This is a genomic window from Microlunatus elymi (genome assembly GCF_007362775.1).
Taxonomy (GTDB): domain Bacteria; phylum Actinomycetota; class Actinomycetes; order Propionibacteriales; family Propionibacteriaceae; genus Microlunatus; species Microlunatus elymi.
On record NZ_CP041692.1, the window covers coordinates 1,027,090 to 1,040,283 of the forward strand.

Annotated in this window: 11 protein-coding genes; 9 read left to right on the forward strand and 2 right to left on the reverse strand. The window is 63.5% G+C overall.

Features of this window, described 5'->3' with window-relative positions; all coding sequences use genetic code 11:
- Nucleotides 1-77: 77 nt before the first annotated feature.
- Both FOE78_RS04525 and FOE78_RS04530 read right to left on the reverse strand, forming a co-directional pair.
- The gene (locus tag FOE78_RS04525) at nucleotides 78-1,178 is read right to left on the reverse strand and encodes a LacI family DNA-binding transcriptional regulator (protein WP_143985253.1); all 1,101 of its coding nucleotides are present in this window, start codon (nucleotides 1,176-1,178) and stop codon (nucleotides 78-80) included.
- Complete coding sequence (locus tag FOE78_RS04530; protein WP_143985254.1) at nucleotides 1,175-1,798, reverse strand: SGNH/GDSL hydrolase family protein; 624 nt, start codon at nucleotides 1,796-1,798, stop codon at nucleotides 1,175-1,177. The genes FOE78_RS04525 and FOE78_RS04530 overlap by 4 nt, the downstream gene beginning before the upstream one ends.
- A 734-nt stretch (nucleotides 1,799-2,532) precedes the next feature.
- On the opposite strand from FOE78_RS04530, the gene FOE78_RS04535 reads away from it, so the two are divergent.
- The 9 genes from FOE78_RS04535 (at nucleotide 2,533) to FOE78_RS23525 (ending at nucleotide 13,162) form a co-directional block, all read left to right on the forward strand.
- Complete coding sequence (locus FOE78_RS04535) at nucleotides 2,533-3,408, forward strand: hypothetical protein (protein ID WP_143985255.1); 876 nt, start codon at nucleotides 2,533-2,535, stop codon at nucleotides 3,406-3,408.
- Between the two features lie 162 nt (nucleotides 3,409-3,570).
- Complete coding sequence (locus FOE78_RS04540) at nucleotides 3,571-4,380, forward strand: carbohydrate ABC transporter permease (RefSeq protein WP_210414807.1); 810 nt, start codon at nucleotides 3,571-3,573, stop codon at nucleotides 4,378-4,380.
- A 164-nt stretch (nucleotides 4,381-4,544) separates the two neighbouring features.
- Nucleotides 4,545-5,315: a carbohydrate ABC transporter permease gene (locus FOE78_RS04545; RefSeq protein WP_228266047.1), complete on the forward strand. Its 771-nt coding sequence runs from the start codon at nucleotides 4,545-4,547 to the stop codon at nucleotides 5,313-5,315.
- Between the two features lie 42 nt (nucleotides 5,316-5,357).
- The gene (locus FOE78_RS04550; RefSeq protein WP_143985256.1) at nucleotides 5,358-6,743 is read left to right on the forward strand and encodes an ABC transporter substrate-binding protein; all 1,386 of its coding nucleotides are present in this window, start codon (nucleotides 5,358-5,360) and stop codon (nucleotides 6,741-6,743) included.
- A 55-nt stretch (nucleotides 6,744-6,798) separates the two neighbouring features.
- Entirely contained in the window at nucleotides 6,799-7,788 is a 990-nt protein-coding gene (locus tag FOE78_RS04555; RefSeq protein WP_228266048.1) for a mannonate dehydratase, read from the forward strand.
- Nucleotides 7,785-8,546, forward strand: a complete 762-nt coding sequence (locus tag FOE78_RS04560) for an RraA family protein (protein WP_210414808.1) — start codon at nucleotides 7,785-7,787, stop codon at nucleotides 8,544-8,546. Before FOE78_RS04555 ends, FOE78_RS04560 begins: the two co-directional genes overlap by 4 nt.
- Entirely contained in the window at nucleotides 8,543-9,322 is a 780-nt protein-coding gene (locus FOE78_RS04565) for an SDR family NAD(P)-dependent oxidoreductase (protein WP_143985257.1), read from the forward strand. Before FOE78_RS04560 ends, FOE78_RS04565 begins: the two co-directional genes overlap by 4 nt.
- Nucleotides 9,323-9,370: 48 nt before the next feature.
- Nucleotides 9,371-12,967, forward strand: a complete 3,597-nt coding sequence (mobF, locus tag FOE78_RS04570; RefSeq protein WP_143985258.1) for a MobF family relaxase — start codon at nucleotides 9,371-9,373, stop codon at nucleotides 12,965-12,967.
- Between the two features lie 18 nt (nucleotides 12,968-12,985).
- Nucleotides 12,986-13,162: a hypothetical protein gene (locus FOE78_RS23525; protein WP_168207376.1), complete on the forward strand. Its 177-nt coding sequence runs from the start codon at nucleotides 12,986-12,988 to the stop codon at nucleotides 13,160-13,162.
- The last annotated feature ends 32 nt before the right edge of the window (nucleotides 13,163-13,194 follow it).

The window sequence follows — 13,194 nt, forward strand, 5'->3', positions numbered from 1 at the left end:
TGGGTGTGCCAGCGGAACCCGCGCGCGTGCGCCAAGGTTCACACAGCGACAACCAGCGCGGTCTGGCTTATCGCCGACTAATAGATGGCCCGGTCGTTGACGGTCAGGGTCGCCGGGACTTCGATGTGCCGCGGCGGTCGGAAGGGGTCGGCCAGACGTTCGAACAACAACCGCGCGCCGGCACGGCCGACCTCGTACGGGTTGCTGTCGATCACTGTGATGCCGAACTCGGCGGCGAGCGAAAACCGGTCGAAACCCAGCACTTCGGGCCGGTGCTCCGCGAAGAGCCGGGATTGCAGCAGGCCGGTGCACAACCGGTTGTTGTCCACCACGACGGCATCGGGCTCGGCACGCATGATTCGATCGGCCGCTGCGGTCGCGTCCGACTCGGTGTACAGGCCGTGTCTGACGAGTGATCGGTCGACTTTCATGCCAGCCTCGCGCAGTGCCGCGCGGTAGCCGGACCATCGGCCGTTGGCGCCGCTGCCGCCGCGGGGATGGCCGAGGTAACCGATCCTGCGATGGCCGCGCTGGATCAAGTGTTCGACTCCCAGTTTGGTGCTTGCAAAGTTCGTGGTGGTGACCGAGTCTGTCGCGCCCTCCAGTCCGAGCGGTGGAGAATCCACGAACACAACCGCCGAGCCGTAGGCGACCTCGTTGGCCAGGTAGCTGAGATCGTCGCCGCTCGGCGCGATGATCAGGCCGGCAACGCGGTGTGCAAGGAATGAGCGGATGGCGCGTCGCTCGATGTCCCCGTCGTTCTGAGCGTCGGCGGTCAGGACCAGGTAACCGTGTTCGGCAGCGACGGCGTCGATGCCCTTCAGCATCGGTGCAAAGAACGGGTTGGCAAAGTCACCGAGCATCACGCCGATCGATGTCATCGCTTGCGTCTTCCTGCGAAGCCCGGCGGCGACGTCGTTGAGCTGGACGCCAAGGCGGTCGGCCTCTGTCTGCACCAACTGGCGAGTCGACTCCGCCACGTTGGATTCTCCGCGCAACGCACGCGACACGGTCTTGATGCTCAGCCCGGTTGCGACAGCGACATCCTTCAAACGTGGCCGTTGACGAGCCAACGGTTGTGCGACGCCGCCTGTCACATCCGATACGCGGTCGACGGTCATGGGGGCATGGTAAATGGCGCCGTCGATCCGATCGGAGCGCTCGCCGGGAGCGGTCACTCGACTACCTGGAGCCACGCTTCCGCGATGGCTTGATGACCGGCCGCTGTGGGATGTACGCCGTCGGGTGCCCAGTACTGGGGACCGGTGACTGCGGCAAGCTCGGCGAACATGCCGTCGGTCGCGATCAGCTGGGCGCTGTACTGCCCGGCAAGATCGCGGACCACCTGGATCTTTGGATCAAGGTCCGCTCGCCAGTGGCGCTGGTCGTCGTTCACGGGTAGCAGGAAGGGCTCGATCAAGATCAACTTTACTCCTGCTTCGGCAAGTGGATCCAGCAGAGCTGAAAAACCGGAGCGGTAGACGCTCTCTGGTACTGGGCTTGAATCGGCGAAGTACCGCGACGCGCAGTCGTTGATGCCGACCATGACCGACACGACGTTCGGTCTGGCGTCGACGACGTCGCTGTGCCAACGCGCCTGGAGGTCGGCAACCTTGTTGCCAGAGATGCCGCTGTTCAACCAGATTGGCTGCCTGTCTGGATGCGCGAGCCCCCATTGGCCGGCCACACGCAGGGGATACCCGTACCCCAACGGATTGTCGGTCTCCAACCGCCTGCAGTCGGTGATCGAGTCGCCGGTGAACATCACTCTGGTGCCGGTCTGCAGCGAGATCGTCATCACTTTCCCTTCGCGAAGTCCATGCGGTCCAGCGGCTGAATGACCTGTCGATGACTCGTAGCAGGTGAGCTACTTCGTCAGTCGTGGTCGTTGTCGCACACAGATCTGGGTTGGGCGGATACGCCCGGCGGGCGGTCTTCGGCGGCGCGTTTCCGGCGAAGACCGTGCCGGCCGACTCTCTTGGAACGCCCAGGATCCGCAACCTGAGTGTGCCAATGTAGACAGCGACTGTCAACGTTGACATTTTCCCGAAGGTTGGCAATGATCAGTGGAAGTTCGCCCGTACGATTCCAGGATTTCAGGCCGGCCGATGGGCTGGTGGGGAGCGTACGGACCCCAGTCCAATGACAGTGACGACATTGTTGACCGGTAGCAGGCATGCCCCAGGGGGCAGCGCTGTGAGCTCGGCCTGAGGGGAGATCATGAACACATTCACGCGAAGAACCTTTGGAGCGACGGTGCTGGGTGCCGCCGCTGGGTTTGCGGCCACGTCGGCGCGTGCCTACGGCGTCACGCCACGTTCGACCGATGCGAGTCACAAAGGCTCGGATACGGCTGGCCGTCACCAGCATGGTCGCGATAGCTGGAGCCCTGTCGCCTCAGCGGATGAGTATCTGACGCAGGCGTTTCGAGCGTTCGGCAACTCCGGTGGCGGCTGGTCTAACCACGGCGGCTGGGCGGCCTCTGACGGCGTCTTCTCGGCAGTGCTGCCGGGCCGGCGGATCGTCTGGCTGATGAACGACACCTTCCTGGGACCGGTGAACGCGGACGAGAGTATGACCAATCCCGGTTTCATCCACGGCTCGATCCTCCTCGCCCGTCGTGACGGGGTGCCGTACACCACGATCACCGCGGGCACCCACGAAGCACCCGAATCGATCGCGTCGCCTCCTGGCGCCGTCAACGGTGACCCCTGGTACTGGAACGGGGACGGCATCGTCGACGGCGGCAAACTCCGCGTCTTTCAAGGCAGAATCGGCAAGACTGACGGTGATCCACCATGGAACTTCGGCTGGCTCGGGTCCGACGTCGTGACGTATCGACCGGACTTCAGTGTCGAGAAGATCACCGAAACGTACGGCGAGCCGGGCGGGGTGAACTGGGGCAACGAGCTCGTCAGAGTTGGATCGCACATCTACATCTACGGCAACAAAGACGGCGCCGCATACGTCGCACGCTGCCGCAACGGTAGCCTGATGGAGAAGGATTGGCAGTTCTACACCGGCGACGGCTGGTCCACCGATCCCGGCGCCGCGACGATGATCACCAACGACGTCGGGGCCTCGTACAGCGTGACGCCGATGTCCGGCCGATTCGTGCTCACAACCACCTCGACGGCGATCTTCACCGATCACAAGATCTATGTCGCGTCGGCATCGTCCCCGGTCGGGCCGTTCGGCGCGCGGACCGCCGTCTACACCGCGCCGGAGGGCGGGGTCGGAAACCTCTACGCTCCGTACAACGTCGCGGCTCATCCGGGCATCAGTCGCGGCCGGGAGTTGATCATCTCCTACAACGTGAACAGTCAGTCAGGCGACGACCTGCTGGCGAACGCGAACAACAACCGTCCGCGTTTTGTCAAGATCAACTTCACGCGGTCGGGTGGCTGAATCGTGGCAGGGCATGTGATGTCCGCCGACGGGGGAGCCTCGCGGGCAAGCAACATTCCGACGATCACGGGCCGGCGAGGTAGCCGATTCACCCATCGCCAGCGCAACACCTTCACTGCGTACCTGTTCATCCTCCCGACAATCATCGGCGTATGCGCGTTCATGTTGTACCCGCTGGCAAGCTCGCTGTATCACGCATTCACCAAGTGGGACGGGCTGAGCCCGGCGAAGTGGGACGGGCTGAACAACTTCCGCTACATGTTCTTCCAGGATCCGACGTTCTGGCCGTCTCTACGCGCGACCGCGTACTTTGTCCTGCTGAGCGTGCCGTCCGGGATGATCTTCGGGCTTGCCCTTGCCGTGTTGCTCAATCGGGCACTGACAGGAGTTCGGATCTTCAGAACGATCTTCTACCTGCCCGTGGTCTTGCCCTCGATCGCCGTACTGACCCTGTGGAAGTACATCTACGACCCGCTGTACGGACTGGCGAACGAGGTGTTGACGAGGCTCGGGTTGCCGACGAGTCAATGGCTGCAGAGTCCGGACATGGCGATGCCTTCGATCGTCATCGTCGGGATCTGGGGTGTCGGTGGATCGATGATCATCTTTCTGGCGGGCTTGCAGAACGTGCCGGTAGAGCTGTACGAGGCCGCCCGAACCGACGGTGCCGGTCCGGTGCGGACCTTCTTCTCGATCACGCTACCGATGATCACGCCGATCCTGCTGTTGCAGCTGATTCTGGGGTTGGTGCTCGCGTTCCAGGCCTTCAATCAGATCCAGGTGTTGACCAACGGGGGCCCCGGCACCTCGACGTTGCTGTTCATGTACAAGATCTACAACGATGCCTTCGGCAGTTATCCCAATCTCGGATTGGCAACTGCTGAAGCGTGGATTCTGTTCGTGGTGATCATGATCATCACCGGGGTCGCGCTGAAGACCTCGTCAATGTGGGTGTTTGAGGAGAACCAGTGACCAGCGAGGCTCCGACGGCGTCCCAACCCGCGCCGGCGGCAAAGGCGATGAGCGTGATCGCGACCACACCGCACCGCCGGTTGCCGCTCAACCGACGAGTCCCGATGATCATCTCGAGGATCGCGTGGTATCTGCTGTGCGGTCTGCTCGGATTCACGATCCTGGTGCCGGTGCTGTGGATGATTTCGATTGCGCTCAAGCCCGACAGCGACATCCTCCAGTTGCCGCCGCAGTTCCTACCGAGGACGTTCCAGTGGTCGAACTTTGTCAACGGACCCAAAGAGGTCAACTTCTACCATCTGCTGGGCAACACGATCGTGATCACGGTCCTGTCGGTCTTCGGTGCAGTGACCAGCTCCATGCTCGCCGGTTATGCGATTGCTCGCATTAACTTCCGCGGGCGCAGCTTCTGGTTCTACCTGTTCACGTTCTCGATCTTCGTACCGGGAATCGTGACCTTGATCCCCATCCAGCGGTTGTTCTTCTCGCTGCATCTGGTCGACACCTGGTTTCCACTGTTCGTGCCGGCGTTCCTCGGCAACCCCGTGTTCATCTTCCTGGCCCGTCAGTACTTCATGTCGGTACCGCGTTCGATCGACGAGTCCGCCATGATCGACGGTGCCGGGCACTGGAAGATCTTCACCCGGCTGATGATCCCACTGACCAAGCCGCTCTGGATCACGATGACCATCATGTCGTTCCAGGCCGTCTGGAATGACTTCCTGAACCCACTCGTCTACCTGAACAGCACCCAGAAGTACACGCTGTCGCTGGGGATGGCGAGCTTCATGGGCAACCTGAACCAAGGGTCGCCCGAATACAACTACTACATGGCATCGAACCTGTTGTACATGCTGCCGCCGCTGCTGCTGTTCTTCTTCGCTCAGCGCTACTTCATGATGGGCCTCGGCTCGCTCGCCATCACCAACAAATAGCAGTTCATCGGATGCTTCCACAGCACGTGAAAGGTACGAACGATGAAGTCACCATCGACCATTAAGCGCCTCCTGGCCTGCGCAGCCGCGTCCGTGCTCACCGTCACCGCCCTGACCTCATGCAGCGGCTTCAGCGGAGGCAACGGCAGCAGCGACAGCAACGACAACAGCTCCGCGAGCGCCAAGACCGTCTCCCTGATGACATGGGCAAGCCCGAAGGACCGCAAGCTCTATCAGGACTCGCTCGACAAGCTCACCGAAAAGACTGGGATCAAGGTCAACCTGGTCTACGTGGGCGCCGCCGCCCAGTACTACCAGAAGATCAACTCCATGGTGCTGTCCAACACCCTGCCGGACATCTTCTGGTGCTCGAACCTGAATGCCAGTTTCCAACCGCTTGCCGCAAGCGGAAAGCTGTACGACTGGACCCCGTACGTCAACGGCACAGCCAGTGGGGCCAAGAGTGCGGAGCTGGACAAGAGCAAGTTCGGGCCGGGCTACCTCGACCTCTACCAAGTCGACGGCAAGCAGTACGGGGTCCCCAACGAGGCGAACACCTACGGTGTCTTCTACAACGCAGACATGTTTAAGAAGGCCGGCCTCTCGCTGCCGACAGCGGACTGGACCTGGGATGACCTCTTCAAGGACATGAAGGCTCTCACTAAGAAGAATGGCGGCAAGGTCACCCAGTACGGCATGCAGACCGGCTGGGGGGATCTCTACGATCCGGTCGGCGCGTCGATCTACTCCCTCAGCAACGGCGGCAACGGGCTGGCCAGCGAGCATCTCTGGAAAGGGGTCACGAAGTTCACCGACGATCCGCAAGTCGCGGCCGGGCTGAAGCGGTGGAACCAAGCGATTGCCAACGGTTCGGTGACCGGACCCGAATTCACCGGCCAAAGCACCTGGTCTGCGTTCGCCAACGGCAAGGTGCCGATGGCTTGGGGTGGGCAATGGAACGCCGTCGCGGTGTTCAACACCAAGACCGACATGAACTGGGGATACGCGCCCATTCCGCGCGGCTCCTCGGAGCAGTTCGCTCCAGTCGAATCCAACGCGTTCTGCTCGCCGTCGAAGCTCAAGAACTCGGATGCGACCTGGAAGGTCATCTCGTACATGCTCACCGATGTCTTCAACGACGCCTACGCCCAAGACCCGGTCGCTCCCATCGCGTACCTCCCGGGGACGACGGGATACTTCGAGAACCTCAAGACGCACGGCGCCATCGGCAACGGCATTGTTACCACGGTCCAGCAGGAGCTGAAGAATCCCAACAAGGTCGGCACCGGATTCCTAGACCCCTGGGCCGGCAAGGCGGGCAACCTGAACACGAGCCTCTGGAATCCCATGCTCGAAGGAAAGAAGCCGGTTGACCCGACTCTGAAGGATTACGTCGATCAGGTCAACAAACTGATCGCCGCGCAATGACCGTCCCACAGTATTGGAAGCCGTCTTCGGTGTCGTCTGACCAGAAGAGCTGACCATGACTCTTTCCATCAAGATCGCCGATGCGTTGCCGCCGACGCCGTCTCCAATGTGGGACCTCTGCAAGCAGATGGGCATCACCGACGCTGTTTGCAGCGTTCCGGAAGGCCCCGATCAGCCGCCGCCGTGGGACTTCGACCATCTCTTCCGGCTCAATCAGCGGTTCGCCGACGCAGGTCTGCGCTGGTCGGTGATCGAGTCCGCGCCGGCCGCGATCCAGGAGCCGATCAAGCTCGGTCTACCGGAACGTGACCGGCACATCGACCAGTTCAACCAGTTGCTGGAGAACATGGGCCGGCTGGGGATCGAGGTCATCTGCCACAACTGGATGGCAGGTCTGAGCTGGATGCGCACGTCGTTTGCATTGCGCGGGCGTGGCGGCGCGCTGGTCACCGGTTACGACCACTCCGCACTGGCGAATGCGCCGCTGACTCGATGGGGCGAGATCTCGGAGAGCCAACTGTGGGAGAACATGCACTACTTCCTCGAGGCCGTAGTTCCGGTCGCCGAGCAGAACGGGGTCCGACTCGCCGTACATCCCGACGACCCGCCCATCTCACCCATCCGTGGCATCGCGCGTATCCTCACCAGCCCGGAGGCGATGAAGCGGGTGATCGATCTGGTGCCGAGCCCGAACAACGGCGTGACCCTCTGCCAGGGCACGGTCTCGTCGATGGGGGTGGATATCCCGTCGGCGATCAAGCTCCTCGGCAGTACCGGACGAGTGTTCTTCGTCCACTTCCGAGACGTCCGCGGCGGACCAGAACGGTTCACCGAGACGTTCCAGGACGACGGTCAGACCGACATGGCCGCAGCCATCCGAGCGTACGAGGAGGTCGGCTTCGACGGTTATCTGCGGGTCGACCACGTACCGACGATGGCGTCGGAGGACAACGACTCGCCGGGCTATGAGACGCTCGGCAGGCTGTTCGCTGTCGGGTACGTCCGCGGGCTCATCGACGCTACCAACCACGGAGCACTGACATGACCGCCAGCACCCGAAGCGAGCCGCGTACCCTCGACATCACTGACCTGGAACGCATCGCACGATTCCGCCGAGCCGGCTATGGAGGCAACGTCTCCGACGCTCTCTGGCGCTGCGGCATCACCGACACCGTTCTCTCCGAAGCCTTCCGACCGCTGCGGCAGCACATGCTGCTGGTGGGCAGAGCCTTGCCCGTCAAGCTGCACTCGCTCGCAGACCAGGGACTCACCCCCGAGGAAGCTGCAGCCCAAAAGGCGGCTTGGGAAACGAAGGGCGGACATCCACAGAAGCAAATGATGCGTACGGTCGATCAGCGTCCGGATGGCACCGTGCTGTGCTTCGACACTGGACGTGACACCCAGCCGGCGCATTTCGGTGAGATGAGCTGCCAGCTCGCATATGCCCATGGATGCCGCGGCATGCTACTGGCCGGAAACTGCCGCGACACCGAGTACGTCTTGCGCATGCCGGACTTCCCGGTGTTCAGCTTCGGTACCCGACCCAACGCGTTCGGCGGCTGGACGATCACCGACGTGAACAGGCCGATCTATCTTCCCGGACATCTCACCCACTACGTCCGGGTCACCGCGCAAGACTTCATCTTCGCCGACAACGATGGCGTCCAACTGATCCCCGGTCCCTACGTCGACGAGGTGCTGCTCCAGGTCGAGGACACCTTCGCCAAGGAGAATGCGCAGCGCGAGCAGATTGCCAGCGGGATGCCCATCGACGAGGTCTACCGCGAGTTCGGCGTGCTATGAGTCTGCGAGGCACGGTCACCGTCGTCACCGGGGGATCAACCGGAATCGGTCGCGCGGTCGTCGAGAAGCTCGCCGTGCAGGGCGGGGCCGTCGTCTACTGCACCCACGACCAAGCCACCCTCGACGCAGAGGCCGACGCACGGTGGGAAACAGTCTTTGGCACCGTCGCCGACGTGCGATCTGCGCACGACATGTCCCGAGTGATGGACGAAGCAGTACGCCGGTACGGCGGACTGGACGGGCTAGTGTGTTGCGCTGGGATCCAGACCTACGGCACGGTCGAGGACACCACCGAGGCCGATTGGCATTACGTCCTCGACACCAACCTCACCGGGATGTTCCTGGCCGCCAAGTACGCCGTGCCGCGCCTCCGTGAACGTGGGGGAGGGGCGATCGTCACCATCTCCTCGGTGCAAGGTCTGACCCCAGCGGAGCGGGTCCTCGGTTACTCGGTCAGCAAGGCCGGCATCGATGCCCTGACCCGCTCGATGGCCGTCGACCACGCGGTCGACCGCATTCGCGTGAACTCTGTTGCCCCCGGGCCGGTTGACACGCCATTGGTCCGGGCGGCCGGGACACCTCCGACGCGCCCCAATCCGCACCCTGGACAAGTGCCTCCTGGTTCACCCCGAGCCCGAATGGCCTCCGCGGACGAAATCGCCGACGTCGTGCTTTTCCTGCTCGACGGCACATCGTCGTACCTGACGGGTGCCACCATCCGGGCCGACGGGGGCATGCACGTCAACCAGAGCGATGTACTGCTGGTCCAACCGTGACACACCTCTTGCAGATCCTCTGAATGGTAACTACAGTTATGGCTCGTGATGACCATTCACGTGCTTCACGCGGGCGACGGGTACCTCTACCTGCTGCGCTCGGTAGCGCGTCACGATGATCATCATGCTGGAGATCGCTCGCTGGCCGAGTACTACACGGCGACCGGGCAGCCGCCCGGGCGCTGGTCGGGGTCTCTCGCTGCGCAACTCGAATTTGACGGTGTCGTAACTGAGGAACAGATGCGGGCGCTCTTCGGTGAGGGGCTGCACCCGAACGCGGGCGCCATCCGGCAAGCCCTGATTGCTGCCGGAGCAACCGCCGAAGAAGCCGACGCGGCCGTGCGGCTCGGGCGTCGGTTTCCGGCGTACGGCACCGGGCCGTTGCGTTCCAAGATCGCGCAGTTCTATCGCGAGCAGGAGCGCCGGCTCGGGCGGCTGCTGACCGACGACGAGAAGCTGGAGATCCGGCAGAGTGTCGTCGCTGAGGAGTTCGTCCGACGTACCGGACGGAGACCGATCGACCCGATTGAGCTGGCTGACTTGGACGCGCCAACTGCTCGTCACGCGGTGGCCGGGTACGACCTGGTGTTCACGCCGGTCAAGTCCGTCTCGGTGCTGTGGGGTCTGGGGTCGGCGCGTACCCGACGGGAGATCTACGAGGCACATCGTGCGGCGGTTGCCGACTGTCTGGACTGGCTCGAACGCAACGCCGCTTACACGCGAGCCGGCAGCCAGGGACAGGCACAGATCGACACCACTGGTGTGATCGCGGCAGTTTTCGATCACTGGGATTCGCGCGCCGGCGACCCTGATTTGCACACCCACGTTGCGGTGTCCAACAAGGTGGTGGGCAGCGACGGCAAGTGGCGTTCGCTCGACGGTCGGGCTCTGTTTGCCGCGGCGGTGTCGCTGTCCGAGCGTTACAACACCCGCATCGAGGACGAGCTTCGGCAACGGCTCGGCGTCCAGTTTGAAGAGCGTGATGATCTTGGTGCCGATCGTCGGCCAGTACGAGAAATCGTCGGGATCCCGGCTGATCTGATTGGGCAGTTCTCCAAGCGTCGACAGAACATCGAGCAGCAGTATCGGTCCTTGCTTGCTGACTATCGAGCTGCGCACGGACGCGAACCGACGGATCCGGCCAGGCTCCAGCTTTATCAGCAGGCGACACTCTCCGAGCGACCGGACAAACAACTCGGACGATCGCTGCAGCAGATGGTTCAGACTTGGATCGTCGAGGCCAGACCGCTTCTCGGAGTTGACGACATTGCTGCCCATCTTGAGCAGGCGGCCTTGCGTCGCGGAGCTCCCTCCCCACAAGCAGCTTTGCCGGAAATCGCTGATGAGGTTGTTCGCGTTTTGTCAGCCACCCGGTCGACCTGGAACGTGCACCACATCCGGGCCGAGGCGCACCGCCAATCGCGCTCCATCGCAACGCCAGATCGCGACGCATTGGTTGAGCAGATCGTCAACACCGTCACCGATCCGACGCGCGCTATTCGCATCGACACTCCTCGCCTTGTTGAAGAACCGGTACCGCTTCAGCGGCGCGACGGCGAGTCCGTGTTCATCGAGCACGCGTCCACGCGATTCACCACCACCGAGATCCTCGACGCCGAGGAACGGATCTTGGCCGCGGCGCGCCGGGGCCACGCGCAGCGGATCGATGTCGGCGCCGTACAGAAGTCGATCACCCATTCCGCCGCAGCGGGTCGCGAGCTGAATGCCGGTCAGCAACGACTGGTGAGGGCGTTCTGTCTGTCCGGGAAAGCGGTTCAGCTCGGGCTCGCGCCTGCTGGAGCCGGCAAAACGACGGCGTTGCGTGCGGTGGCGAACGCCTGGACCAGCACCGGGCACCTGGTGCTCGCGCTGGCGCCATCGGCAGCCGCGGCCGACGTCCTCGCTCACGAACTCGGCGTGCAGACCGACACGGTCGCCAAGTTTGATCATGATCAAGACGAGATCCCGTACCGGGCGATGATCTTGGTCGACGAGGCCGGAATGACGGGGACGCTGATGTTGGATCGGCTCGTCCAGCGGGCTCGTGACGCCGGTGCCGTCGTACGACTTGTCGGAGACGATCGCCAGCTCGGTGCCGTCGAGGCCGGGGGAGTGATCCGTCAACTCGCCTACGACGTCGGCGCCATTCGGATGGAGCAGGTCGTCCGATTCGCCGACCCGGCCGATGCGCAGGCGACGTTGCTGGTCCGCGAAGGACAAGTGGCAGCCCTCGACTTCTATCTGAGTCGTCAGCGGGTGACCGCCGGCGCGACGGAGACGATTCCCGACGCTGCCTACCAAGGCTGGCTTGCTGACGTTCGAGCCGGGCGCGACAGCCTGCTGCTCGCGCCATCGAGCACAGAGGTGTCGGCGCTGAACGCACGTGCTCGTGCAGATCTTGTGCTTGCCGGCCGAGTGGCAGTCGACGGAGTCGCGCTTCGGGACGGCAACGTCGCGGGTGTCGGCGATCACGTCGCCACCCGGCGCAACGAGCGACTGCTCACGGTGCACGGCGGTCGGGACTGGGTCAAGAACGGTGACTCGTGGTTGGTCGAGCGCGTACTCGAGGACGGCGCGCTCACCGTCGCGCATCGGCGACACCGTGGTCGGGTGACGCTGTCTGCCGAGTATGTTCACGCGCACGTTGAGCTCGACTACGCCCGGACTATCCGTCGCTCGCAGGGTCTGACCGTCGACCGCGCCCACTTGATTGTTGATCCGACGATGGTGCGGGAGGATCTGTACGTCGGTCTGAGCCGAGCACGACAGTCGACCCAGCTGTACGTCGAAGTGCTGTCCGATCGGGGCCCCGACCATCAGCCCGATGTCGCCGGCAGTGCCGCCGAGGTCCTGCAGTCGATCATCCGCCGGACCGGGTCCGAGTTGTCCGCTCTGCAAACGATCCGCGAGGCGATCGCCAGCACTGATGATCTTCATCGGACGGCCCTCGAGTACGAGCACGCGCTCGGCATGCAGACCGGTGATCGTTACCGCGAGTCTGCCGAGCGGATCCGTCCCGGGCTCACTGGCGACCCGGCCTGGCCGAGCGTCGTACATCGACTCCACGTTGCAGAGGCGAACGGCTGGGACGCCGAGACGGCCCTGCGCACGGCCGAACGAATGCGCGACTGGACCGATGCCCGTTCCGATGCCCAGATCATGGCGCACCGACTGGACGTACTCATCGGTCACCATGATCACGAAGCGCGCGACGCCCCCGTGCCGAGCTGGTTGGCGGCATCATCACCCCGTGGGTTGCAAGCGCCGTGGGACGAGTATCTGCCCCGGAGATATGGGGAGATGGCGGACCGCATCACGACTCTGGTCGCCGGCGCCGAAGCTACTGCTCCCAGCTGGCTCGGTGAGATCGGCCACGGAAAAGCTCGCGGTACGGCGCTGCGGGAGGTTGTCGCGTACCGGGCAGTGTGGAACGTCAACACAAACGATCCGCTCGGCGCGGAGCCGCGGCAGCAAACCCAACAGCACTCCGCGTGGACCTCCGCATCGCGTGCCGTCCGCGCAAGTCACAACGCCGAACAGCCGAGCGGAACCGAACGGCTGCAGGCCGCCCTCGCACTCGAGCCTGCCCCTCTCGACGTCGACGCGATGGCCGCCGAATGTCGCGGATCGACCCGACACATCTAGGAATCCAAGGAGATCACCATGCCGCAAGCACCCAGCGCAGGCCGCCAAGACCGATCCCTGATCGGGACGCCGGACGTTCCGCTGATCGTCGAACAACTGCAGAATCAGATCGATGACCTGACGGCCGCGGTACGAGCGCAGCAAGATCAACTCGCCCATCAGGCGGCGCGGATAGCCGCGCTCGAACGGTCGTGAACGACCGTGTCCGAGGAGTCAGCGGCGCGACC

Excerpts from the sequence above, each read along its gene's own strand:
- FOE78_RS04540 (WP_210414807.1), top strand. The coding sequence starts at position 3,571 with ATGTTGTACCCGCTGGCAAGCTCGCTGTATCACGCATTCACCAAGTGG.
- FOE78_RS04565 (WP_143985257.1), top strand. The coding sequence starts at position 8,543 with ATGAGTCTGCGAGGCACGGTCACCGTCGTCACCGGGGGATCAACCGGA.
- FOE78_RS04560 (WP_210414808.1), top strand. The coding sequence starts at position 7,785 with ATGACCGCCAGCACCCGAAGCGAGCCGCGTACCCTCGACATCACTGAC.
- FOE78_RS04555 (WP_228266048.1), top strand. The coding sequence starts at position 6,799 with ATGACTCTTTCCATCAAGATCGCCGATGCGTTGCCGCCGACGCCGTCT.
- mobF (WP_143985258.1), top strand. The coding sequence starts at position 9,371 with ATGACCATTCACGTGCTTCACGCGGGCGACGGGTACCTCTACCTGCTG.
- FOE78_RS23525 (WP_168207376.1), top strand. The coding sequence starts at position 12,986 with ATGCCGCAAGCACCCAGCGCAGGCCGCCAAGACCGATCCCTGATCGGG.
- FOE78_RS04530 (WP_143985254.1), bottom strand. The coding sequence starts at position 1,798 with ATGACGATCTCGCTGCAGACCGGCACCAGAGTGATGTTCACCGGCGAC.
- FOE78_RS04535 (WP_143985255.1), top strand. The coding sequence starts at position 2,533 with ATGAACGACACCTTCCTGGGACCGGTGAACGCGGACGAGAGTATGACC.
- FOE78_RS04550 (WP_143985256.1), top strand. The coding sequence starts at position 5,358 with ATGAAGTCACCATCGACCATTAAGCGCCTCCTGGCCTGCGCAGCCGCG.